General features: G+C 72.5%; 18 protein-coding genes. 5 read left to right on the forward strand and 13 right to left on the reverse strand.

The features are described from left to right. Positions 1-107: 107 nt before the first annotated feature. From ACTWPP_RS25250 to ACTWPP_RS25260, 3 genes are read left to right on the forward strand one after another with little or no spacing between them, the layout of a single operon-like run. Complete coding sequence (locus ACTWPP_RS25250; RefSeq protein WP_443106824.1) at positions 108-2,345, forward strand: serine/threonine-protein kinase; 2,238 nt, start codon at positions 108-110, stop codon at positions 2,343-2,345. Then, positions 2,345-4,075, forward strand: coding sequence for a serine/threonine-protein kinase (locus ACTWPP_RS25255; RefSeq protein WP_443106825.1), 1,731 nt, complete (start codon positions 2,345-2,347; stop codon positions 4,073-4,075). Before ACTWPP_RS25250 ends, ACTWPP_RS25255 begins: the two co-directional genes overlap by 1 nt. Positions 4,076-4,097: 22 nt before the next feature. Further along, the gene (locus ACTWPP_RS25260; protein ID WP_443106826.1) at positions 4,098-5,612 is read left to right on the forward strand and encodes a serine/threonine-protein kinase; all 1,515 of its coding nucleotides are present in this window, start codon (positions 4,098-4,100) and stop codon (positions 5,610-5,612) included. A gap of 30 nt (positions 5,613-5,642) precedes the next feature. Here the strand turns inward: ACTWPP_RS25260 and ACTWPP_RS25265 are convergent, their stop codons facing one another. The 6 genes from ACTWPP_RS25265 to ACTWPP_RS25290 form a co-directional block, all read right to left on the reverse strand. Further along, positions 5,643-6,254 (reverse strand): response regulator, encoded by a 612-nt coding sequence (locus ACTWPP_RS25265; protein WP_443106827.1) that lies wholly within the window; start codon positions 6,252-6,254, stop codon positions 5,643-5,645. Positions 6,255-6,345: 91 nt separating this feature from the next. Continuing rightward, positions 6,346-7,050 (reverse strand): response regulator, encoded by a 705-nt coding sequence (locus ACTWPP_RS25270; RefSeq protein ID WP_443106828.1) that lies wholly within the window; start codon positions 7,048-7,050, stop codon positions 6,346-6,348. A gap of 28 nt (positions 7,051-7,078) precedes the next feature. Further along, entirely contained in the window at positions 7,079-8,545 is a 1,467-nt protein-coding gene (locus ACTWPP_RS25275) for a histidine kinase (RefSeq protein WP_443106829.1), read from the reverse strand. A gap of 90 nt (positions 8,546-8,635) precedes the next feature. Continuing rightward, on the reverse strand, positions 8,636-9,181 hold the full coding sequence (locus ACTWPP_RS25280; protein ID WP_443106995.1) for a cytochrome P450: 546 nt from the start codon (positions 9,179-9,181) through the stop codon (positions 8,636-8,638). A 100-nt stretch (positions 9,182-9,281) separates the two neighbouring features. Beyond that, positions 9,282-9,923, reverse strand: a complete 642-nt coding sequence (locus ACTWPP_RS25285) for a response regulator transcription factor (protein WP_443106830.1) — start codon at positions 9,921-9,923, stop codon at positions 9,282-9,284. Between the two features lie 2 nt (positions 9,924-9,925). Then, the gene (locus ACTWPP_RS25290; RefSeq protein ID WP_443106831.1) at positions 9,926-10,765 is read right to left on the reverse strand and encodes a sensor histidine kinase; all 840 of its coding nucleotides are present in this window, start codon (positions 10,763-10,765) and stop codon (positions 9,926-9,928) included. A 369-nt stretch (positions 10,766-11,134) separates the two neighbouring features. Between ACTWPP_RS25290 and ACTWPP_RS25295 the strand changes: the two genes are divergently transcribed. Both ACTWPP_RS25295 and ACTWPP_RS25300 read left to right on the forward strand, forming a co-directional pair. Next, the gene (locus tag ACTWPP_RS25295) at positions 11,135-12,691 is read left to right on the forward strand and encodes a Rieske 2Fe-2S domain-containing protein (RefSeq protein WP_443106832.1); all 1,557 of its coding nucleotides are present in this window, start codon (positions 11,135-11,137) and stop codon (positions 12,689-12,691) included. Between the two features lie 353 nt (positions 12,692-13,044). Beyond that, complete coding sequence (locus ACTWPP_RS25300; RefSeq protein ID WP_443106833.1) at positions 13,045-13,197, forward strand: hypothetical protein; 153 nt, start codon at positions 13,045-13,047, stop codon at positions 13,195-13,197. A 14-nt stretch (positions 13,198-13,211) separates the two neighbouring features. Here the strand turns inward: ACTWPP_RS25300 and ACTWPP_RS25305 are convergent, their stop codons facing one another. Genes ACTWPP_RS25305 through ACTWPP_RS25335 form a run of 7 tightly spaced genes read right to left on the reverse strand, consistent with a single transcriptional unit; the run spans position 13,212 to position 23,025 of the window. Next, on the reverse strand, positions 13,212-14,132 hold the full coding sequence (locus ACTWPP_RS25305) for a hypothetical protein (RefSeq protein WP_443106834.1): 921 nt from the start codon (positions 14,130-14,132) through the stop codon (positions 13,212-13,214). 23 nt (positions 14,133-14,155) lie between these two features. Beyond that, positions 14,156-14,899, reverse strand: a complete 744-nt coding sequence (locus ACTWPP_RS25310; RefSeq protein WP_443106835.1) for a sugar transferase — start codon at positions 14,897-14,899, stop codon at positions 14,156-14,158. A gap of 2 nt (positions 14,900-14,901) precedes the next feature. After that, complete coding sequence (locus tag ACTWPP_RS25315) at positions 14,902-17,697, reverse strand: O-antigen ligase family protein (RefSeq protein WP_443106836.1); 2,796 nt, start codon at positions 17,695-17,697, stop codon at positions 14,902-14,904. Continuing rightward, entirely contained in the window at positions 17,694-18,926 is a 1,233-nt protein-coding gene (locus ACTWPP_RS25320) for a glycosyltransferase (RefSeq protein WP_443106837.1), read from the reverse strand. The genes ACTWPP_RS25315 and ACTWPP_RS25320 overlap by 4 nt, the downstream gene beginning before the upstream one ends. Before the next feature lie 22 nt (positions 18,927-18,948). Then, positions 18,949-20,256, reverse strand: coding sequence for an SDR family NAD(P)-dependent oxidoreductase (locus ACTWPP_RS25325; RefSeq protein WP_443106838.1), 1,308 nt, complete (start codon positions 20,254-20,256; stop codon positions 18,949-18,951). 2 nt (positions 20,257-20,258) lie between these two features. Beyond that, positions 20,259-21,407 carry a DegT/DnrJ/EryC1/StrS family aminotransferase gene (locus ACTWPP_RS25330; protein WP_443106839.1) on the reverse strand — a complete coding sequence of 383 codons (1,149 nt, stop codon included), beginning with the start codon at positions 21,405-21,407 and terminating at the stop codon, positions 20,259-20,261. 40 nt (positions 21,408-21,447) lie between these two features. Continuing rightward, positions 21,448-23,025 (reverse strand): hypothetical protein, encoded by a 1,578-nt coding sequence (locus ACTWPP_RS25335; protein ID WP_443106840.1) that lies wholly within the window; start codon positions 23,023-23,025, stop codon positions 21,448-21,450. Between the last annotated feature and the right edge of the window lie 40 nt (positions 23,026-23,065).

The following is a 23,065-nucleotide window of genomic DNA, read 5'->3' on the forward strand; positions in this document are numbered from 1 at the left end:
GGTGCGTCCTGCGAACCTCGGCGTGACGCCGGACGTCGTACGGGTAGGGGGATGTGGCTTGCAAGCTCGGTCCAAGGTTGTCAGCAAAAGTCGATATGGTCGCGGATATGCCAAGTGAACCCACCGGTGAGCGATTGCTCGCCCGCCGTTACCGACTGGTGACCCAGGTCGGCCGGGGCGGAATGGGGACGGTCTGGCAGGCACACGATGAGGTCCTCGGTCGTGATGTCGCGGTGAAGGAGGTCATCCTCCCGCATGGTCTCACCGATGAGGAACGCGCTGTCCACCATAAGCGCACGTTCCGTGAGGCCCGCACCGCCGCGCGGCTCGGCCATCCCGGCGTCGTCACCGTCTACGACGTCGTCGAGGAGGACGACCGGCCCTGGATCATCATGGAGCTCATCAAGGCGCGCTCCCTGGATCAGGTGATCAAGCAGGACGGGCCGCTGGAGACCCGCCGCGCCGCCGAGATCGGCCGGCAGATGCTCGCCGCGCTGCACGCCGCCCACGACGCCGGCGTCCTGCACCGCGACGTCAAGCCCAGCAACGTGCTGATCACCGGCACCGGGCGGATGGGCGAGCGCGCCGTCCTCACCGACTTCGGCATCGCCACCGCCTCCGGCGACGCCACCCTCACCCAGACCGGGCTGGTCATGGGCTCGCCCGCCTACATCGCGCCCGAACGCGCCCGCGGCCGGGTCGCCGGCCCGGCCTCCGACCTGTGGTCGCTCGGCGTCACCCTCTACGCGATGATGAACGGCAAGTCGCCGTTCGAACGGTCCGAGCCGATGGCGGCGCTGGTCGCGGTGATCTCCGACGAGCCCGACCCGCCGGAGAAGGGCGGCCGGCTCATCCCGGTCATCGACGGACTGCTGCGCAAGAACCCCGACCAGCGGATGGACGCGATCGAGGCCGGTGCCCTGCTGGACGAGATCGTCCGCCAGGAGACCATCGACACGCAGCGCACCATGGCGGTCGAGTTCTCCATGGACGAGCTTCCCGGTGCCCGGCCCGCGGCCCCCGCCCCGGAAGCGGACGAGCCCGGATCGTACGGGGCGCAGCCGTACGCCGAGGGGTACGCCGAGCCGTACCCGGAGACGTACGCGCCCGACCAGCCGCTCCCCGGGGAGACGACGGACGACCCCGGCGGCGCCACGAGCGTCGACCCGATCCGCGCGGCACCCGGCCCCGAGGCCTCCGACGCCCGCCCGGACCAGCTGACCAGCTTCGACATCCCGGCCGGCAAGGCCGCCAGAACCGGTAAGTCCGGCGGTGCCGGCAAGGGAGCAACTGGCAAGGGAGAGACCGGTCAGGGAAGGACTGGCAAGGGAGAGACCGGTCAGGGAAGGACGGGCAAGGGAGGGACCGGCCAGGGAAGCGAGCCGAAGGCCGGCCCCGGCGAGACGACGCCCGACCCGGACCGCGTCTCGTCCTGGCGTTCCGGCCCGCGGACGGAGCCCACAGGCGGCGCCGTGCCCGCCGCCCACGGGTCGCTGAGCCACGGCGTCCTGAAGCACGGTTCCTCCGGCCGTGCGGGCTCAGAACGTGCGGGCTCAGAACGTGCGGGTTCAGAACGTGCGGGTTCAGAACGGGGGGCCTCGGGACGCGGGGGCTCCGACCACGGGACCGCGACGCACTTCCCGCCGACGACGCACGCGACCGGGCGCCCGGCGCTGGCCTCCAACCGGAACGTGCTGATCATCGCCGTGGTGGTGCTGATCGTCATCGTGGTCGTCGCGAGCATCGCGCTCGCGAACGGCGGCGGCGACGGCGGCGAGGGCGGGAAAGAGGCCGGCAAGGAGGGCGCCACGACTCCGGTGACCGGCGGGAACCCGGCCGCCCCCCCGACGTCCGCGGCGTCCGGCGCCACGCCGAGCGCGGGACTCCCCGCCGGCTTCACGATGCACAAGGACCGCAGCGGCTACTCCGTGCCCGTCCCGAAGGGCTGGAGCGGGCCGGAACGCAAGAACGGCGGCGACTTCTTCTACTCGCCCGACCGCAAGGTCTACATCCAGATCGACCAGACCGACGACCCGGGCGACAGCGCGATCGACGACTGGCGGCGGCAGGAGCGCGGCGGCTCAGGCTGGCCCGGCTACGAGCTGATCGGGATCGAGCCGACCGGCGACGAACCGCCCGTCCCCGACACCGGCGACGGCGACGACTCCGCGGACTGGGAGTTCACCTTCGACGGCGACGGCGGTCGCCAGCACATCCTCAACCGGGGCTTCGTGACGGACGGGCACGGCTACGCCATCCTGCTGCGCGCCCCCGACAAGAACTGGGACAAGGTGTTCTCCGACCTCCAGCCGGTCTACCGGTACTTCGAACCCGCGGACGACTGATGGAAGGTCGCGTCCTGGCGGGCCGGTACCGGCTCGAGTCCGTGGTCGGACGTGGCGGCATGGGCACGGTCTGGCGCGCTCGAGACGAGACCCTCGACCGGGACGTCGCGGTCAAGGAGGTCGTCCTGCCCGCCGGGCTGAGCGACGACGAGCGCGACAACCGGCACCGCCGGACGCTGCGCGAGGCCCGCGCCTCGGCGCGACTGAACCATCCGGGCGTCGTGACCGTACACGACGTCGTGGACGAGGACGACCGGCCATGGATCGTCATGGAGTTGGTGCGGGCCCGTTCTCTCCAGGACATCGTGGACGAGGACGGGCCACTGCCGCCCGGCCGCGTCGCGACGATCGGGCGGCAGATCGCGGGCGCACTGCGCGCCGCGCACGCGATCGGCATCCTGCACCGGGATGTCAAGCCCGCCAACGTGCTCGTCGCGGACGACGGCCGGGCGGTCCTCACCGACTTCGGCATCGCGCAGATGGCGGGGGACGCGACGCTCACCGGCACCGGACTGATCATCGGGTCGCCCGCGTACATGTCGCCGGAGCGCGTGAACGGCGACCCGGCGATCCCCGCCTCCGACCTGTGGGCCCTCGGCGCCACCCTGTACGCCGCGACCGAGGGGAAGGCGCCGCACCACCGCAGCGACGCGATGGCCGTCCTGGCCGCGGTCATGACGCAGGACGTCCCGCCGCCGAAGAACGCGGGCCCGCTCTCGCCCGTCCTCACCGGCCTGCTGGAACGCGACCCGGTCCGGCGACTGAGCGGCGACCGCGCCGAGGAGGCACTGAAGGCGATCGCCTCCGGGCACGCCGCCGGCCTCGCCGCCGCGCAGATCGCGTCGAGCGAGGCGACGTCGGTGGACCCGGCCGCGGCCGCAGCCGCAACCCAGGCCGCCGCCGCGCCGCCGCCCGTGCCACCGCCGCCGCCGGGACAGCCCGTCCCAGGCCCGGCCCCCGGGATGACCGCACAGTACCCGCCGGGTGCGGGCGGCCACCGGACGCCCGGGTACACGCAGCCCGCCCAGCCCGCGCCGCCCGCCGTGTCCGGAACGCGGCGGAAACGGTCGGTCGTGCCGCCGATCATCGCCGGGGCCGTCGTGGCGACGGCGATCCTGGCCGCGGCCGGGTTCCTGCTGTGGCCGGACGGCACGTCCGGCGGCGGACCGGGCGCCTCCCGGCAACCGACGAACGTCGCGAAGCAGTCCACGCCGGACACGCCCACCAAGCCGCCGGCCACATCCCCGGCCACCTCCCCGGCCACATCGGGCCGTCCGGACCGCAGGCCCCTCCCTGACGGGCTCGTCCCGGCGCGCGGCCCCGGCTTCACGATCGGCGTCCCGCGCACGTGGAAGCGTTCCGTGCGGGGCAACAGCGTCATCTGGACCGACCCCGCGAGCAGCGCCTACGTTCAGGTCGACCGGACGCCGTGGTCGGGTGACCCGTACGAGCACTGGCTGATCTGGGAGCGGCAGGCCATCGCCGACGGGAAGCTGAAGGACTTCCGCCGGGTCTCGATCACCCGAACGACCGTCGCCGGCGTGCCCGCCGCCGACATCGAGTTCATCTGGTCCCGCAACGTCGGCGTCACCCGGGCGCGCGACCGCGGGGTGATCCACCAGGGCAGGCCGTACGCCGTGGTGGTCGCGGTTCCCGCGTCCCAGTGGAACGAGAACGAGGCACTCGTGAAGAATGTGCTCGACACGTTCCGTCCCTCCGGGGTGGGATGACCGACGGGGGGACCCTCTAGCCATGGCACAGGCACGTCTGCTCGGTAACCGCTACCGGCTCGACTCGGTGGTCGGCCGCGGCGGCATGGGCACCGTGTGGCGCGCCTTCGACGTGATGCTCGACCGCGAGGTCGCGGTCAAGGAGGTCCTGCTGCCGCCGGGCCTCAACGACTCCGAGCGGGCCGTCCTGTACGAGCGGACGTTCCGGGAGGCGCGGGCGTCGGCGCGGTTGAACCACTCCGGGGTGGTGACGGTCCACGACGTGGTGGAGGAGTCGGACCGGCCGTGGATCGTGATGGAGCTGGTCCTCGCCCCGTCCCTCCAGGACCTGCTGGACCGTGGCGCGATGGAGCACCGCCGGGTCGCCGACATCGGGCTGCAGATGCTCGGCGCGCTCCGGCACGCCCACGAGAAGGGGATCCTGCACCGCGACATCAAACCCAGCAACGTGCTGATCACCGACGCGGGGCGGGTCGTGCTCACCGACTTCGGCATCGCGCAGGTGGAGGGCGACGCCACCCTCACGCAGACGGGCCTGGTCATGGGTTCGCCCGCCTACATTCCGCCGGAGCGGGCGCAGGGGGAGCGCGCGGTGCCGGCGTCCGACCTGTGGGCGCTGGGCGCGACCATGTACGCGGCGGTGGAGGGCCGCTCACCCTACGAGCGGTCGGACGCGATGTCGTCGCTGCAGGCAGCGCTGACCGAGCCGGTCCCGCCCGCGCGCAACGCCGGGCCCCTCGCACGGGTGCTGAACGGGCTGCTGGCGCGGGAGCCGATGAACCGGATGACGGCTGCGCAGGCGCATCCGCTGCTCACCCAGGTGGCGAACCTCCCGCCGCCTCCGCCGCCCCGCCCGCCGGCTCCGCGGGCCGGTGAGACGGTGACCGACGATCCCCCCGGCCTATTTCGACCCGGCGGGCGGGACCGATCCGGCGGGCCGGCCGATGACGCGTCGGAGACCGTGCTCGACCCGGACGAGCTGGACGCGATCACCCGCCGCGACCCGGGCGAGCCGGAACCGATCACCCGCCGCGACCCCGGCCAGTTCGGCGCCCCCGGCCAGGGGCAGAGTTCCGGCCAGGGGCAGGGCTCCGGCCAGGGGCAGGGCTCCGGCCAGGGGCAGGGCTCCGGCCAGGGGCAGGGTTCCGGTCAAGGGCAGGGTTCCGGCCAGGGACGGAACGAGAACGCGTCGGCGTACGCGCCGCCGCCGCGTCCCGGAAACGACCCGGAAGTACGGACGTTCCTTGAGACCGAGTGGGCGCCGCCGCCCTCCGGGTCACAGCCGTCCCACCAGGGCCTCCCCACGCAGACCCCGCTGCCGTGGGAGCAGCCGCAGCAGTACACGAACTGGCAGCAGCCCCCGCCGCCGTCCGTCCACGACCCGATGGGCGACCGGGTGGAGCACCGCAAGACGGTCCTGGTCGTCACGATCGCGGTGATCCTCGTCGTGGCGGCCGTGCTGGCGGGCGCGTTCATCCTGCGCGGCAAGCTGAGGACGGACACGGCGGCCCAGGTGGCCGTGCTACAACCCCGGTGATCCCCGCGCGCCGCCGTCAGCCGCCCGCCGTCAGCCGCCCGCCGACAGGGCGTCGAGGACGAGACGCAGGTCGGCGACATGCTCGTCGAGGTCGTCGGCCGGCTCACCGGAGCGTATCCGGGCCGCGTCGTCCTCGACGTGCTGGAGGCGCTCGTCGAGGACGGACAGGAACCTTTCGCAGCCCGCCAGGACATCGCCGCCCTCGTCATCCGCGAGGGTCTGCCGCAGCAGCTTCGCCTGCCGCTGCAGTTCCAGGTTGCGGCGGTGCAGGTCGACGAAGACCGAGACCTTGGCGCGCAGCAGCCACGGGTCGAACGGCTTGGTGAGATAGTCCGCCGCGCCGGCCTCGTACCCGCGGAACGCCTGCTCGCCTGACGCGCCGCCCGCGGTGAGGAAGATGATCGGGATGTCGCGGGTCCGGGGCCGGGACTTGATGTGCCGCGCCGTCTCGAACCCGTCCATCTCCGGCATGACGACGTCGAGCAGGATCAGCGCGAAGTCGTCGTTCAGCAGTTCCTTGAGAGCCGCCTGACCGGAGGTGACCGGCACGACGTCCACGGGGAGGGCGTCGAGGACGGCCGCGAGGGCGGTCAGGTTCTCCTGCCGGTCGTCGACGGCCAGGATCCTCGTGTCGTTCGGCACCGGACTCCTTCGCGTCCATGACGGCGCTATGCCGTCCACCCTGCCATGCCCCAGCGGACGACAACAGTGAATCGCCCCAGAGTAAGAATTTCTAGGGCAGCCAGCCCGGTTTGACCAGCCCGGACTCGTAGGCGAACACCACGAGCTGGGCGCGGTCGCGGGCATGGAGCTTGACCATCGTCCGGCTGACATGGGTCTTCGCCGTCGCCGGACTCACCACCAGCCGGGCCGCGATCTCCTCGTTCGACAGTCCCTCCCCGACCAGCGTCATGACCTCCCGTTCCCGCTCGGTCAGCGCGTTCAGCCGCGGCGACGGCGCGGGCTCCTTCGCCCGCGCGGCGAACTCGGCGATCAGCCGCCTGGTCACGCTGGGCGACAGCAGCGCGTCCCCGTCCGCGACGGCCCGCACCGCGTGGATCAGCTCCACCGGCTCGGTGTCCTTGACCAGGAACCCGCTCGCGCCGCCGCGCAGCGCCTCGAAGACGTACTCGTCCAGCTCGAACGTGGTGAGGATCACGATCTTGACGCCGTCCAGCCGGTCGTCGGCGGCGATCCGCCGGGTGGCCTCCAGGCCGTCCAGGCCCGGCATCCGGATGTCCATCAGGATGACGTCGGGACGCAGCCGGCGCGCCTGCGTCACCGCCTCCTCGCCGTCGCTCGCCTCCCCGACGACCTCGATGTCGGGCTGCGCGTTCAGCAGCGCCTGGAATCCGGCCCGGACCAGCACCTGGTCGTCGGCCAGCATGACCTTGATGAGCGAGCCGTTCTCATCCGGCGCTCCACCAGAGACCCGCATGTTCAGCCCCTCCGAGGGTGAGAATGGCTCATTGCGTACCCTTTCCGGGCGTGGCCCGGTCTTCAGCGGTATCCCGGTCTCCCGCGATATCCCGGTCTCCCGCGATATCCCGGTCTCCCGCGATATCCCGGTCTCCCGCGATATCCCGGTCTCCCGCGATGTCCCGGTCTCCCGCCGTGTCCCGGTCTTCCGGCGCGGCGGACGGGTCGTCCGGCTCCTCGGTCAGGGGGAGGCGCGCGTGCACCCGGAACCCGCCGCCGGGCCGCGGCCCGGCGTCGAACGCGCCGCCGAGCGCGGCGGCCCGCTCCCGCATTCCCCTGATCCCGCTGCCGCCCGGATGGTCGTCCAGAAGGGACACTCCCTGGCCGTCGTCCTCGACCCGCACCACGATCTCGTGTTCACCGTAGGCGATGTGGACCCGCGCCGTCACCGGGCCCGGCCCGGCATGGCGCGTCACGTTCGTCAGCGATTCCTGGACGATGCGGAACGCGGCGAGGTCGGTGCCCGCGTGCAGCGGACGGCGGTCCCCGGTGATCTCGACCTCGACCCGCAGGCCGGCGGAGCGGGCGCGGGCCGCCAGATCCTCCAGCCGGTCGAGCCCGGCGGGGGGAGTCCGGGGCGCGGTCTCGCCCTGCGCCCGCAGCGCGCCGATCACCCCGCGCATCTCGGTGAGCGCGTCCTTGCTGGCGTCCTTGATGGCGGCGAGCGCCGTCCGGGCCTGCTCGGGGTTCTCGTCCATCAGATGCAGCGCCACCCCCGCCTGCACGTTGATCATCGAGATGTTGTGGGCGAGGACGTCGTGCAGCTCGCGCGCCATCCGCAGCCGCTCCTCGCTCGCCTGGCGGCGTTCCTTCTCGGCGCGGATGCGGGCCGTCTCGGCGGCGCGCTGCCCGCGCATCCGGATCAGCTCGGCGGTGACGAGCACCACCAGCGCCCAGCCGGTGACGAACGTCGCACCGACGAGCGTCGGCTCCTCCACCGGGAACGCCCCACCGGACCCGCGTTCCTCCGCCGGGACGCCGATCAGGGACGTCAGGCCGAAGTAGGCGGCGAGCGCGATGCCCGTCCCCGCCCAGGTGATCAGCCGGTGCCCGGCGACGATCGCCGCGAGCATCGCGACGGCCAGGGACAGCGGCGCCGGACCGTAGGTGTAGGCGCGCAGCAGGTAAAGCCCCGTCACCGCCGCGATCGCGGCGAGCGTGAACACCGGGCGCCGGCGGCGCAGCAGGAGCAGCGCCGGGCCGGCCAGGAGGAGCCCGAAGCCGAGCGCGTCCAGATCGGTGTGGCCGATGTCGGGTCCGCCGCCACGCTCCGCCCACGGCGGGCCGGACGGTTCGCCCTCGGACGCGCCGCCCTGCGGCTCGCCGCCGTGCTGCGCGCCGAGCGACCCGAAGAGCTGGAAGAACGCGAGAAGAACCGGGACGACCCACACCGGCCACACGGCCGGGCTCGGCCAGTGCGGCCTGACCGGGCCGTGCGGCGGTGAAGTGCTCATGCCTGCACGTTAAGTCATCGGGGTCCGGGATAACGTCGGCCGTGGGGAGTGTGCGTCGCTACTCCCCGGGACGTAGCCCGGAGGGCCGGTTCACGGCGTCCAGCGGACGGGCAGGTACTCGAAGCCGTGGCGGGCACTCGACCGCAGCATCACCGGCTCACCCGCCAGGTGCGGCGATCCGGGACGTTCCAGGAGCTCGGCGAGCAGGGCGCGCAGATGCACGCGGGCCAGCCGCGCGCCCAGGCAGGCGCGATACCCGAACCCGAAGCAGAGATGGGACGGGCCGCCCTTGAGGAACCTTTCCGGGACGAACCGCTCCGGCTCCCGGAACACCTCGCCGTCGTGGTTCGCGGAGACGAGCCAGAGCGTGACCCGCTCACCGGCGAGCAGCGGCACGCCGCCGATGACGGTGCCGCGCCGCACGGTGCGCCAGACCTGGAGGACCGGCGTCCACCAGCGCAGCATCTCCTCCACCGCGCCGTCGAGGAGCCTCTCGTCGGACCGTCCCTCGCGGAGCCGGGCGTACTGCGCGGGGTGGCGGAGCAGCGCGTAGAGACCGCCCGCGAGGGTGTTCCGCAGCCGGCCGAACCCTAAAGGTCCGGATTCGGCCGTCTCCCAGGGCGCCGCCCCGCGAATCCGCGGAACGAGCCCCGCTCCTCCTGCTCACGGTTCGCCCTGCTCACCGGCCATCTTGCTCACCGGTCGTCCTGCTCACCGGTCGTACTGATCACGGCACTCAGCCCGCGAGCCACTCTCCGGTTTCCACGCTGACCAGGCCGTGCCTGGCCGCCTCGATCACCGCCTCTCGCTGCGAATGCACACCGAGCTTGCTCAGCACGCTCTGCACATGGCTGCGCGCGGTGCTGCGCGTCACGCCCATCGCCTTCGCCAGCGCCTGCGTCGACTCGCCGCGCACCAGGCGGGTCAGCACCTCGCGTTCACGCGGGGTCAGGAACTGCGCGACCTGCTGCGCCTGGTTGCGCGGCCGCGCCGGACCGCGCCGGGTCATCTGATCGACGACGACCTCGCCGTTCCCGACCCGGCGCAGCACGGTGAGGATGTCGCGGGCCTGCTGGCCCTTGTGGGCGAACCCGCGCACGCCCACCGCGATCCCGGCGTCCAGCACCGGCTGCTCAAGGAACCCGGTGAGGACGACGAAGTCCGTGCGCGGGGAGGCGGCCCGCAGCCTCGGTATCCAGTCGAGCGCCGTACCGGACGGGAACTGCAGATCGATGAGGCAGACGTCGGGCTGCCTGGCCCGCATCGCGGGCAGCGCGTCCGCGGGGGAGTAGGTCACCTCGACGACGCAGTGCCCGGCGTCCGTCAGCACCAGCGACAGCGACTCGGCGAAGACCGCGTGGTCATCGCAGATGATCATTCTCATGGATGGGGCCGCCAGTCATCGCCGTGCGGGTCGCCGGCCGGTCCGGCCGCCGTGTCCGGTGGCGGCGCCGCCGGCAGCAGCATCCGCACCCGCGCCCCGCCCATCTCGCAGGTGCGGATCTCCAGGCTGCCGCCGTGGCCGGAGATGAGGTCGTGGACGATGCCGAGCCCGAGCGACGCGAGCCCGCCGCGCCGCCGCGGGTGCGCCTCCCCAGCCGGGTGCGGTTCCCCGCCCCGGTGGAGTTCACCGCCCGGGTGCGGCTCCCGGACCGCACCGAACCCGGGCCCGTCGTCGTCGACCTGGATGACGACCCAGCCCTGGTCCGCCTCGACGCGCACGTTCACCCGCCCGTCCGCGACGCGGCACGCGTTGTCGAGGACGTTGCGGACCGCGCGCCACAACGCGACCGGATCCATGTGCGCCCACGCTTCACCGCCGGTGAAGCACACTTCGTGCCGCGTGGCGAGACGCATCCCGGTGACGACCTCGGCGGTGAGGTCGTCCACCCGGACGCGTTCCGGGCAGGGCAGCGGCCGTTCGCCGCCGTTGTCCGGCCCGTCGTCCTCCTCGAGCCGCCGCAGGAGATGGTCGAGCCACCGGGTCTCGCCGAGGAGCTGCTCCACGCGCGCTCGGCTGGCTTCGCCGACGTCCTCCGCGGTGACGACGACCGAGGCCAGCATGATGATCGTGCCGAGTTCGTGCCGGATGTCGTGCCGGAGCCGCCGCCTCCACAGGACGTCCTCCTCCTGGCCGGCCGGCCAGGGTTCGGCCGGCCGGTGGCCCGCCGGCGCGTGGTCGGCCGGCATGTGGTCGGCCGGCATGTGGTCGGCCGGCATGTGGTCGGCCGGCTCCCCGGGTTCGCCGTAGGGCCCGGCACTCCGCGGACCCGTCCCGGCGAGCGTCCCCACGCCCGCCGGAGACGGCCGAGACCGCCCGTTGTTCATGAGAACCCCCGTCGTTTATTCCAGCACCCGCCTCAGACGGTCACCCCTGCGACCTGTGGATGTCCAGTGAATTGACCACAATAGACCAGCGCATGTCCACTTCTGGACATGCAGTTGGGGGGGCGCAAACTTTCCTCATTGTCGGAGCGTCTCAGCGGGGATAGTCAGTTACTCCTTGCCCTTTATTTTCATGCCTACGGCGTAGCCGCATTGCGCATTCCTGCGGGTGCGCCGGCGCGCCCGCGGAGAGACAGTCTTCACATGCCGACGGTCACATTTCTCGGACATGCGGGGGTGGCGGTGGACGCGGCCGCGTTCCACCTGCTCGCAGACCCGTGGCTCGCTCCAACGGGGGCCTTTCTCGGAGCCTGGCACCAGTATCCGAGAAACGATCATCTCGACACCGCCCCGTTGCTCGACGCCGACTGGGTCGCTGTCTCGCACGAGCATCTAGATCACTTCGACCCATGGGTCCTCGACCGGCTTCCGGCACGGACCCGAATCCTCATTCCGTGCTATCCGGGACCGGCCTTCCGGGAACGCATGCTGGCCGCCGCGGGCGGCCGCCAGGTAATCGAGTTGACGGCGTGGGAGAAATTCCCGCTCGACAATCGGGGCTCCTGGATCACCGCGATTCCGGAACTCTCGCCGATGTGCCATGACGCCGCCTTTCTCATCGTCGCCGACGGCCGCGGAATCCTGCACTGCAACGACGCCCGCCTCACCGCCGCGCAGGCGCGCCGCGCCAAGCACCTGGCGGGCGGCCGGCTCGACCTGATGGCCCTGCAGACGTCCGGCGCGTCCTGGCACCCGATCTGCTACGAGTACCCGGCCGCCGAAATGGCCAAGATCTCCATGGACAAGCGGGTGTCCAAGCTCCGCGCCGCGCAGCGTCTCGTCCGGCAGACCGCACCGGAGCTCGCCGTCCCGTTCGCCGGTCCGCCCTGCTTCCTGGACGCCGAGGTCGGCCACCTCAACTGGGTCCTCGACCAGCGCGAAGGCGCGTTCTGCGACCCGGACATCTCCGCCACGTGGCTGCGCGAGCACCTCCCGGGGCAGCGCTGGGACTCCTTCAAACCCGGCGACATCGTCGACCTCGACACCGGCGAATGCACCCGCGACCCCGTCTCCGCCGAGTTCACCTTCACCGACTCCGCCGACTACCTCAAGCGTTACGCCGCCGACCGGGCCCCCGCCATCGCCGAAGTGATGGCGGACCATCCCGAACCCGGCCCCGACCTGTACGACCGCTTCGTCGCCCACTTCGAATACCTCGGAAGCCTCAGCGACTACTTCCTCCGCCAGATCGCCATGATCGTCCGGTTCGAGGTCACCGGCCCGAACGGCGGCGTCTGGGACGTGGACTTCACCCCGGACGGACTCACCGTCTCCCCGGCCTCCCCCCACGTCCGCCCCCACTACCGGATCACGACCGCGGGCCGCTGGGTGAACAGCATCCTCGCCGGCCGCATGGCATGGGAGGACCTCCTCATCTCGTTCCGCGTCAGCCTCTACCGCGACCCCGACGTCTACAACGACTACCTCGTCGGCCTCCTCAAACACGCCAACGCGCCCGCCCTGATGGCCGTCGAGGCCTACGAGACCGGACGCGACGAGAGCGAACGCATCACCGTCGAAGCCGACGGCAGCCGCTACGACATCCCCCGCTACTGCCCCCACGCCGGCGAAGACCTCTCCGTCGGCGCCGTCGTCCGCGACGGCCAGATCCACTGCCTCGCCCACAACTTCGCCTTCGACCTCGCCAGCGGCAAATGCGTCAACGCCCGAGCCGCCAACCTGACAAGCCGTTTGTGCTGATCGGGGAACACCCTTGGAACGCCCGGCCGCGCTGCGGGGACGCAGCGCGCCGGGCCCACTCCCCGCGCCCGCCGGGCTGAGGGCCGAGCCGGCGGGGTCGGCCCGTCTCCAACGGAACGGTCCGTTGGAGACGGGCCGGTTTGTTGGTCACGGGCCGGTTTGTTGGAGACGGGGACGGGGCGTGTTTCGGTCTCCGTGGGGGTTGTTTCGGGCTCTTGGGTTGGGCGGGTTGAGTTGTAACGATGTGGGCACTTCGCGTGTTCGGCACGGGGTTCCGCATTGTGGTGTGTTACGTTTTTTGCCTGCTTAACTGGGGGATTGGCGCAAGCTGGGGGTTGGAAAGGGTGCGCGGGGTGGACCGCAAGAGGCTCGGCTTTATGGCCGTCGTGTTTGTTTTGGTCGTCGGTGTGATGGAAGTTCTGGCCGTGAAGCTCGGGTCCATGGAGGTCCCGTTCCCGTCCAGTTCCCCGCAGCCGGCCGTCGCCGACAGGCAGGGGCAGGACTAGCCGCCGGGCGAGCGTCAGCCGGTGTTGCGGGCCTTGATGATGCTCTGCAGATCGGGGTGGTCACCGCCGGCGGCGTCGGCGAGGGTGGGGCAGGCCCACTCGTCCTGGTGGCCCCAGGAGTAGGAGATCTCCAGCGAGGGACGCGGTATCAGGGCGTCCCAGCGGGCGAGGATCTTGCGGAACTGGGTCTGGGTGGGCAGCCAGTACTGCTTGTCGCCCTTGGAGCAGCTCTGCCCGAACGTCTGCAGCACGGGCGCGACCCTGGAGCGCGGGATGCCGGCGGCGTCGGCCATGCGGACCATCCGGTCGATCGCTCCGATGTCGCAGTGTTCGCGGGTCTGCGCCGAGCCCTTGCAGGGGTAGGGGTCAAGGCCGACCAGGTCGACGCCGACGTTTTCAGGCGTGAGCGGTCTCATCGGCCAGTCGGTGAGCGAGATGAACGAGATCTGGCCGGGTGCGTTCCGCCGGAGGTGGTCGGCGCGGCGGCGGATTTCTTCCGGGATCCCGGGGCATTCGCCGGGGTTGGGCTCGTCCGAGAGGTACCAGCCGTACACCCTCGGGTCGCGTCCGAACCGCCGGACGGCCCGCTTGAACGATGCGAAGTCGAGCTCGAAGTCGCCGCAGGTGAAATTGCCGACCCACAGCATCGCCCGCATGCCGGACGGGATCCCGGCGACGAGCGCGTCGTCCGGCTTCACGTCCACGAGGTCGTAGCCGAGCGCCCGCAGCCGCGGATGGTCGGCGGGCTCGCTGTTCAGCGCGATGCGGCGCGTCCCGCCCGGCTTCGTCGCGGGCGTGCCGGGTGAGGCGAGCGGCCCGCGGTACGGCTCGTGCCCGGACGACGGGTCCGCGCGCAGGTAGAGCAGGAGCCCCGCGGTCAGCGCGACCGCCGCGGCGACGGCCGTGATCCTGAACCGGACGCTCCAGACGTACATGCGGTGCCTTTCCGGCGCGGCCGCTAGGCGGCGGACTCGGGCTCCTCGGCGGGACGCGCGGCGTCGGACGGCGCCGTTACCTCCGTCACCTTCCCGTCCGCCGACACCCGCAACGGCGGGACGGTGAACCCCAGGACGTACCACACGGTCTGGGCCAGCGTCCGGAGCGTCGCGCGCATCGACGGGTCGCTCAGATACACCGCGTCGACCGCCGCCTGCGCCGGGGCGAGCCGCTCGACGTAGAAGGCGAGATCGACCTCCTCGCCCGGCGGCAGCACGTCGGAGTCCCGGAACCTGACCTGTGACACGCCCGTCATCCCCGGCCGGTGATCGAAGACCCACCGCCACCGCGCGTCGTAGTACACCGCGAGGTCGTAGGTCTCCGGGCGCGGCCCGACGAGCGTCATGTCGCCGCGCAGGACGTTCACGAGCTGCGGCAGCTCGTCCAGATACCAGCGGCGCAGCAGCCGGCCGAGCCGGGTGACCCGCGGGTCGCTGGTCGCGGTGACCTTGATGCCGCCGACGTTCTGCCGCATCGTCCGGAACTTGTAGATGGTGAACGGCCGGCCGCCCTGCCCGACCCGGGTCTGCCGGAAGATCCCCGGCCCCCGGCTCGTCAGCCGCACCAGCAGGTAGACGAGCACCAGCGGGACGGAGAACAGCAGCAGCCCGGCCAGCGCGCCGGCGATGTCCAGCGCCCGCCGCCCGCGCGAGGGCGGAACGCCGTCGGACGGGTCGACGGGACGGGCGATGAGGTCCTCGGACATGGTCACCCCTTGTTCCTGGCGTACTGGAACCAGACCAGCAGAGCCGCGGTGGTGGCGATGAAGGAGACGGACGTCGCGATCGCGGCGCCCTCCGCGCCGTGCGCCGGGATCAGTACGAGGCCGAGCACGACGACGACCAGCAGGCCGATGCCCTGCCCGGTGGACGCGGCTCCCGGCCGCCCGACCCCGTACAGGTAGGCCATGACGAGACCCGTCACACCGAACGTGACGACGCCGGCGAGACGGATGTAGGTGGGCACGACCGCGTCGTCGAACACGTCGCCGAACACCCACGGCAGCGCCGTCCCGGCGATGAGCGCGAGCGGCAGCGCGGCGAGCACGGAGATGCCGAGCGCGGGCAGGATGAGGGCCGCGGTGCGGCGTGCGGCACTCCTGTTGTCCTCCCTCGCGAAGTCGGGGTACAGGACGTAGTTCACGGCGAGGCCGGGCAGCTGCACCAGCTCCGCGAACTTGCTCGCGACCGTGTAGACGCCCAGCACCTTCGGCCCGGCGAGCGCGCCCAGCAGCGCCATGTCGAAGCGGAGCTGGAGGAGATCGATGAGCTGGCCGACGTAGCCCCGGAACCCGTATCCGGCGATCGATCTGCCGAGCCGCTCGTCCGGGCGGCCCCAGCCGCGGAAGAACCCGCGCCGCCTCAGCCGCAGCGCGATCCACGCCGCGGCGGCGATGTCGGCGAGCACCAGACCGGCGACGAGGGCGCCCGGCCCGTGCCAGCCCAGCAGGATCACGATGTAGATCGGCAGGAACACGAACTCTTCGACGGCGATGGCGAGGCTCGCGCCGTGCGGGTCGTCCGTCCCCTGGAGCAGCCCCTTCCCGACGGACACGAATCCCTGCGTGAACGACGGGACGGCTGCGGCGAGCGTCACCCAGACGCCGAACGACTTGAAGAACACGAGGAAGAGCAGCGGGCTCAGCGCGAGCCAGATCATCGCCGCCAGGAAGGCCCCGATCACCGTCAGCCACGCGAGCGTCGGCCGCACCCGGCTCTGGTCGTGGTCGTCCCGCGCCAGGAAATAGGGTGCGGCGGCCGGCAGTCCCGCGTTCGACAGGTGACAGAGCAGCCCCGGCAGGATCCGGACGAGCGTGAACGCCCCGACCAGCTCCGGCCCCCCGACACGCGCGACGAGGACCGTCGCGACCCCCAGCGACGCCAGCGCCCCCACCCGCCCCGCCATGTTCCCGGCGACCAGCGACACGAGTCGTCCGCGGACCGCTTTCATCGCGTCGCCCTTGGGGCTTGGCGGCGCGGTGATCGTTCGCGTCGGCGGGCTCGCCTGGAAGCTCATTCCGCGGACCGGTTTCCGCATGCCGGGACCGGCCTTCATGTGTGGTCCGGGCGTGTGTGGTCCGGGCGTGTGTGGTCCGGGCGCGTGTGGTCCGGGGGGATGCGGTCCGGGGGGATGCGGTCCGGGCGCCCGCGGCGGCCCGCCGGATCGCCGGGTGCGGCGGCCGAAGAGGTCGAGGGCCGCGATCAGGCCGAAGATCGCGAAGCCGTGCCGGTAGTGCAGGACCTCGTAGAACAACGCGCAGATGAAGAACACGGCGAGGAGGGCCCCGAAGAGCTCGGGATGCGGGACGAGCCGCGCGTACTCGGGCGCCAGCGCCCCCCGCCGGGCGATCCGCACGGACCTCAGCACCAGCACCGACAGCATCAGGATCAGCGCGATCCCGCCGAGGAACCCGCGCTCGAGCACCGAGGCGATGTAGTCGTTGTGCGCCTCCTGGACGTACGGCTCCTGCCGGACGCGCATCTGCGTCTCGGTCTGCGCGGCGCCGATGCCCCACGGGTGGGCCTGGGCCTCGATCATGTGCCAGGTCGTGGTGAAGACGGTGCTGCGCGACTCGGTGCTCTCCCCGGTCGTCCGGCCGATGGAGTCGCGGAGTAGCGGGGACGCCTCGGCGGCGCGGTCCAGCAACGGCTGGACGTCGAACTGGGTGACCGCCGTGACCGCGCCGCCGCCGAGGAACACGGCGGCGGCGCCGACCGCGACGGCGTGGTGGGCCTTTCCCTCGCGGAACAGCCGGAACAGGTAGCCGAGCAGCAGGGCGCAGCACAGCGCGAGCAGGCCGCCGTTCGAGCCGGTCAGCAACTCGGCGGCGATGAGGATCCCGCACACCGTCCGGCGCTTCCACGTCCTCTCCGGGAAGCGGGTGGCGCGCGCGATGAAGAAGACGCAGATGAACCAGTTGGCCGCGTAGTTGGCGTCGCCGAAGGTGAACATCAGGCGCTCGCCGTCGACCTGCTTGCCGGACATCGCGTCGTTCCCGATCGCGAAGCCGGTCATCATGACGAGCGCGTAGATCGTGCCGACCCAGACGAAGGCGCGCAGCGCGACGCGGAGCAGGGACGGGTCGCGGCCGAGGTTGGCGATGCAGACCGCCCACAGCAGCACGTACAGGTCCTTGAGGAGGGTGAGCGCCCCGACGCCGTCGTTGGCGAGCGCCGCGATGCCGCCCGCGATGACCGTGAGCAGGGTGGGCAGCAGGAACGGCCAGCGGACGGGCAGCTTGCGCGTCCCCGCCCAGAGGAACGTCGTGACGGCGAGCACGATCAGCACCACATCGGGCAGCCCCGTGTTGCCTGGTCCGGGCGCGAGCCCGGCGGGCATCAGCAGCGGCAGCGACGCGATGCCCGCGACGAGGGCGGCCGCCTCCGGCCGCCACCGCCGCCGAAGCTCCGGAGGCTCCCGTGGCTCCCGCGGCGGTGCCGCCCCGGCCGGTGCCCCGGCCGGGGCGGCGCCCGCAGGGGCGGCGCTGGTCGCGGTCGTCGTCATGGCCGCTGGTAGGGCCGCCTGGAGGTGCCCCTGTACGTCTCGTCCAGGACCATGCCGAGGTGGGCGGGGGAGAACCAGTCGCCGATCCGGCCCCGGGCGCGTTCGGCCATCCGATCGGCGGCGGCCGGGTCGTCCAGCAGTGCGGCGATGGCGCCGGCGAGCCGCTCCGGGTCCTCCGGCGGGACGAGCAGGCCGGTCTCACCGGCGAGGACGAGGTCCTGGTTGGACGGGACGGCCGTCGCGACGAGCGGGATCCCGGCGCTGATCGCCTCGACCAGCACGCAGGGCAGGCCCTCCCAGCGGCTCGCCATCGCCATAAGGTCGAACGCGGGCAGGACGGCGGCGACGTCGTCGCTGTGCCCGAGCCAGCGCATCCGGTCCTCGACGCCGAGCTTCGCGGTGAGCTTCGCCAGCCGGTCCGCCATGGGGCCGCCGCCGACCCACAGCCCGAACACGTCGTCCGGCAACCGGGCGATGGCCCTCGCGAAGATCTCCGGGCCCTTCTGGAAAGTGAGCCGGCCGATCGATCCGACGACCTTCACCCCGAGGGGCAGGTCGAGGCGGCGGCGCGCCTGCGCCCTGGCCCCGGGGACGGTCGCGTACGCGTCGACGTCCACGGCCGGCCACGACAGCCGCACCCGCTCCGGCGTCGTGAGGCCCAGCCGCAGCGCGGTCGTCACCGTCTCCGACCCGATCCCGAGGAACGCGTCGGTGTGCTTCGCGGCGATGCGTTCGAGGCGGATGTAGGCGGTGCGCCGCGCCCACGACTGGAACTCGTTGAACGGGAACCCGTGCCAGGTGTGCACGATGCGGGGCACGCCGGCGCGTGCCGCCGCGAGCCGCCCGATGACGCCGGCCTTGGAGGAATGGGTGTGGACGACGTCGTACCGGCCTTCCGCCAGCACCTTGGTGAGGGTGGACAGCGCGGCGAGGTCGTCGCGCGGCGAGATCTGCGGCACCAGCGGCCCCACCTGGACGATCTCCATCCCGGCGCGGTGCGCATCGGGCGTGAGGTCTCCGGCGGCGGCGTTCGCGACGGCCTCGTCGCCGTAGAACACGGTGCCGCGGCCGGCGGAGGGCTCGCTGTCCATGCCGACGCCGCCGGTGACGATCGCCCGCTCGTATGTGCCGTCCGGCAGCGCCAGCGCCCCGTTCAGCGCGACGCGGCCGCCGCCGCCGTTGAAGCGGGTGATCACCTGCGCGACGCGCAGTTTCCCACCTGTACTCACATGCCTATCTGCATCTACGTGCCTACCTGTACTCATGGGTCACCTCACAGTCCGGGAGGGGACGCCGGGCCGGGCGGTACTCCGGCAGCAGGCGGCGCAGCAGCAGCCGCACCCCGGCCGCGTCGCCCGCCTCGGCCGCGGCGGCGAGCGTGTCGAGCAGCTGCGGCAGCCCGGCGGGCGGCGGCACGGGCCGCGTTCCCCAGATCTTCGGGTGGGCGGTGCGGATGCGCCGCTCGGAGTCGGCGAACGCCTTCTCGGTGAGCTTCTCGCCGGGCCCGAGTCCGCTGAACCTGATCGTCACCGTGGGCGAGCGGAGCTGCGCGGCGTACCGCTGCACGAGGTCGAGGACCGGGAGGGGGCAGCCGATGTCGAGGGCGAACGTCTCCGCCTCCTCCGCGAGCGCCGCCGCCTCGATCAGCAGGCCCGCCGCCTCCCTCACCGTCATGACGTGCCGCGCCGCCTCCGGATGCGTGATCGTGATGACCTCACCGGCCGCGATCCGGTGCGCGAGCGGGCCGAGCGGATCGAGCGGGCCGGGTAGATCGGGTGGGTCGGGTGGATTGAGCGGGCCGAGTGGATCGGACGGATCAGGTGGATCGGGGGGATCGGGTGGGTCGAGTGGACCCAGTGGACCCAATGAGCCGAATGAGCCGAATTGGCCGAACGGCGCGCTCGGCGCGCCGATGACGTCGCCGATGCGGACGGCCGCGAAGCACGTCGGGCCGCCCGTCGCCGTCTGCAGCAGAAGTTCCCCGAGCCGCATCGTCGCGCCCAGCACCGACGTCGGCTCCGCCGCCCGATCGGACGAGACGAACACGAGCCGCCGCACCCCGTGCCGCACCGCGCTGTCGACGACGTGCCGGGTGGTGAGCACATTGTCGGTGACGCCGCGGCACGGATCGTCCTCGACCGCGGACAGCCGGTTCTGGCCCGCCGCGTGGAAGAGCAGCTCGGGCCGGGCGTCCCCGATGACGCCGTCGACGCGGTCCGCGTCCCGCACGTCCGCCTCGGCGAGGGTGACGCGGCCGCCGCCCGGCATCCCGGCCAGCTCGCAGGCGAGCCGCTCCAGTCCGCGTTCGTCCCTGTCGACGAGGCACAGCGCGGCCGGGCCGAGCCGCCAGATCCGCCGGCACAGCGCGCCGCCGACCGTCCCGCAGGCGCCGGTGACGAGCACCCGCCGGCCGCGCAGGAGGCGACGCCCGCGCGGGTCGGCGAGGACGATCTCGTCACGGTCCAGCAGAAGGGCGAACGGACTGGCCGGCGGCGTGACCCCGGCGGCCGGGGCGGGAGCGGCGACCCGGCGGAGCCGGTGCGGCGGGAACCAGCGCACGGTCAGTTCCGCGTCCGCAGCGCCTCGGCGAGGGCGGCGACGACCCGGTTCTGGCCGTCCGCCGTCAGTCCCGGGTAGAGCGGCAGCGACAGCAGCTCCTCGGCGACCCGGTCGGTCACCGGCAGCCGCCCGCACTCCTCCTCGCCGAGGACCTGCCGGTAGGCGGTCAGCTGGTTGGCCGGGATGAAGTGGACGGACGTTCCGACGCCCGCCGCCTGCATCTCGTCGCCGACCGCGTCGCGGTCCGGGACGCGCACCTGGTAGAGATGCCAGGCGTGCTGGACGCCGTCGAGGCTGCTGCGCTGCGGGAGGACGACCCCGGGCACCTCGGCCAGCGCCTCGTCGTAGCGGGCGACGAGTTCCGCGCGGGCCTGCTGCCAGCCCGGCAGCGAACGGATCTGGGCGCGTCCGATCGTCGCCTGGACGTCGGTCATGTTCGCCTTCAGCCCGAGGTTCTTCACGTCGTACCGCCAGCTTCCGCCGGGCAGGTACCGCTTCCACGAGTCCTTGCTCATCCCGTGCAGCCGCATCGACCGGACCCGGTCGGCGAACTCCTCGTCGCTCGTCGCGACGGCGCCGCCCTCGCCGATCGGCATGTTCTTCGTCGCGTAGAAGGAGAAGCACGCCGCGTACGAGGACGACCCGACCGGTGCGCCGCCGCGCGCCGCGCCCGGTCCGTGCGCGGTGTCCTCCACCACCCTCGTCCGGTCGAGGCTGGCCGCCGCGGCGAGAGCCTGCACGTCCACCGGGTAGCCGCCCTGGTTCTGGGTGACCATCGCGGCGGGCTTCACCCGGGCCGCGGCCGCGGCGACCGTCTCCGGGCTCGGCACCAGCGTCTCCTCGTCGATGTCGACGAGGACGGGACGGTGACCGGCGTGCAGGATCGCGTTGATCGCACCGCAGAACGTCAGGCTGGGCGTCAGCACCGGCGACTCCGGCGGCAGGTCCATCGCGCGCAGGCTCAGCTCCAGCGCGCTCGTGCACGAGGCGACCGCGACGACGTGCGCGGCGCCGAGGTGGTCGGCGAACTCCTGCTCGAACGCGGCGGTCTCCGGGCCCGTGGTGAGCCATCGGGAGTCGAGCACCTTGGCGACCGCGTCGGGCACCCCGTCGGTGAGCGGCGGGACGCAGAACGGAACGGCTGGACTCATCGGGCTACTCCTTGATCTTCCGCGCCTTGGCAGGCCGGCGTCAGGTGGTCGTGCGGGTGGTCGCTTTGCGGGATTGCGCCTTCTGGGGTTGCGCCTTCTGGGATCGCGCCTTCTGGGATCGCGCCTTGCGGGATTTCGCCTTGCGTGAGGTGGCCACGACGCCGAGCAGCGGCCAGCCGGAAGCGGCGACCAGGTCGCGGACCGTCTCCAGCCCGGACACCGTCGTCACCGGCCCGACCGCCACGATCACGCCGACCGCGTCGTCCGAGCCCGGGTCGATGTCCTCGAACGCGTGCACGTGGCACAGCCGGCGGACCGGGACCGGCTGGGTGATCTCCGACGGGGACACCTCGCCGGACTTCTTCGCCATGACGGCGGTGCCCCCGCCGGTGCGGACCACCGACGTGCCGCTCTGGCCGCCGTGCCCGCTGCTGTTCAGGGACGGACCGCCGCCGTCCGCGGCCTTCCCGTCGCCGCCCGCGGCGGGCGAACCGCCTCTGCCGGGCTGGCCGTGTTGGCCGTGTTGGCCGTGTTGGCCGGGCTGGCCGGGCTGGCCGGGCTGGCCGTGTTCGCCGCCCACGCCGCCCACGCCGCCCACGCCGGGCTCACCGGGCGCACCGCGTTCCGGCCGGGCCGAGACGACCTTCGTCTCGTCCCCGTACACCGCCGAAGCCACCGACGACACCAGCTCGGCGGACAGCGGCCCGGGTGCGCCGACCAGCGTGACCCGTCCGACGCCCTCCTTCTTCGCCGCCAGCCGCACCCGCCGGCCGAGGTCGGCGAGCTGCGGGGCCCCCTTGTCGGCCCAGCCGAGGAGCGGCACCCCGAGCCGCCGCGCGACCCGTCGCTGCCCCGGGATCGTGGGCCGCACCATCTCCGTCACGACCGCGATCAGGATCCCGCCGACCAGCCCGACCAGCCCCGCGATCGCCGAGAGCATCAGCATCGGGTCCGACTTCGGGGCGAGCACCGCGGGCTGCACCACCGACGCCGTCCCGGCCGCCGTGAGCTGCGTCAGCAGATCCGAGCGGTTCGACCGCAGGTCCGTCAGTTCCGCCTGCACCCGCTCCCGCTCGTTCGCGGCGTCGACGTCCGGGACCGGCTGCGCCGCCCGCCGCGACAGCGGTCCGAGCCGGCTCTCCAGCTCCCGGAGACGCTCGTCGATCTCGCCCATCCGCTGCCTGATCGCGCCCTGGTTGGAGGCGTTGATCTCCCTGACGACCTGGGCTCCGATGGCGTCCGCCAGCTTCCGCGCCACGTCCGGGTCGGTGTCCTTCACCGACAGCTCCACGACCGTGGACGTCCCGAGCCCGGACACCTCGATGGCCTTCGCGAGCTTCTGGACCGACCGGTCGACCCCCTGCCGCCGCAGCACCTCACGCAGCAGGGTGTCGCCGGTCGCGAACGCCTTCACCTGGCTGACCACGATGCTCACGCCCGCGTCCCCGGTCGCCGCGTCGGTCGCCGAGCCGCCGGCCTGAAGCCGCGACTTCGCGACCGACGGCGGCTCCTGCGTGCTCATCAGCAGCGCCACCAGCGTCAGCGGGAGAACCGTCATGACCAGCAGGACCGCCCAGTAGCTGCGAACCACCCGCGCCGCGACTTCGTCGATCTCCACGATCATCCCTCCGGCTTCGTCACGGCGAGCGTAAGAAGGC

Source organism: Actinomadura sp. 3N407 (genome assembly GCF_052245875.1).
In the GTDB taxonomy this organism is placed as follows: Bacteria; Actinomycetota; Actinomycetes; order Streptosporangiales; family Streptosporangiaceae; genus Spirillospora.

Bases quoted from the DNA above. Each gene is read 5' to 3' on its own strand.
- ACTWPP_RS25285 (WP_443106830.1), bottom strand. From the start codon at position 9,923: ATGATCATCTGCGATGACCACGCGGTCTTCGCCGAGTCGCTGTCGCTG.
- ACTWPP_RS25290 (WP_443106831.1), bottom strand. From the start codon at position 10,765: ATGCCGGCCGACCACATGCCGGCCGACCACATGCCGGCCGACCACGCG.
- ACTWPP_RS25250 (WP_443106824.1), top strand. From the start codon at position 108: ATGCCAAGTGAACCCACCGGTGAGCGATTGCTCGCCCGCCGTTACCGA.
- ACTWPP_RS25305 (WP_443106834.1), bottom strand. From the start codon at position 14,132: ATGTACGTCTGGAGCGTCCGGTTCAGGATCACGGCCGTCGCCGCGGCG.
- ACTWPP_RS25315 (WP_443106836.1), bottom strand. From the start codon at position 17,697: ATGACGACGACCGCGACCAGCGCCGCCCCTGCGGGCGCCGCCCCGGCC.
- ACTWPP_RS25310 (WP_443106835.1), bottom strand. From the start codon at position 14,899: ATGTCCGAGGACCTCATCGCCCGTCCCGTCGACCCGTCCGACGGCGTT.
- ACTWPP_RS25255 (WP_443106825.1), top strand. From the start codon at position 2,345: ATGGAAGGTCGCGTCCTGGCGGGCCGGTACCGGCTCGAGTCCGTGGTC.
- ACTWPP_RS25275 (WP_443106829.1), bottom strand. From the start codon at position 8,545: ATGAGCACTTCACCGCCGCACGGCCCGGTCAGGCCGCACTGGCCGAGC.
- ACTWPP_RS25270 (WP_443106828.1), bottom strand. From the start codon at position 7,050: ATGCGGGTCTCTGGTGGAGCGCCGGATGAGAACGGCTCGCTCATCAAG.
- ACTWPP_RS25260 (WP_443106826.1), top strand. From the start codon at position 4,098: ATGGCACAGGCACGTCTGCTCGGTAACCGCTACCGGCTCGACTCGGTG.
- ACTWPP_RS25295 (WP_443106832.1), top strand. From the start codon at position 11,135: ATGCCGACGGTCACATTTCTCGGACATGCGGGGGTGGCGGTGGACGCG.
- ACTWPP_RS25330 (WP_443106839.1), bottom strand. From the start codon at position 21,407: ATGAGTCCAGCCGTTCCGTTCTGCGTCCCGCCGCTCACCGACGGGGTG.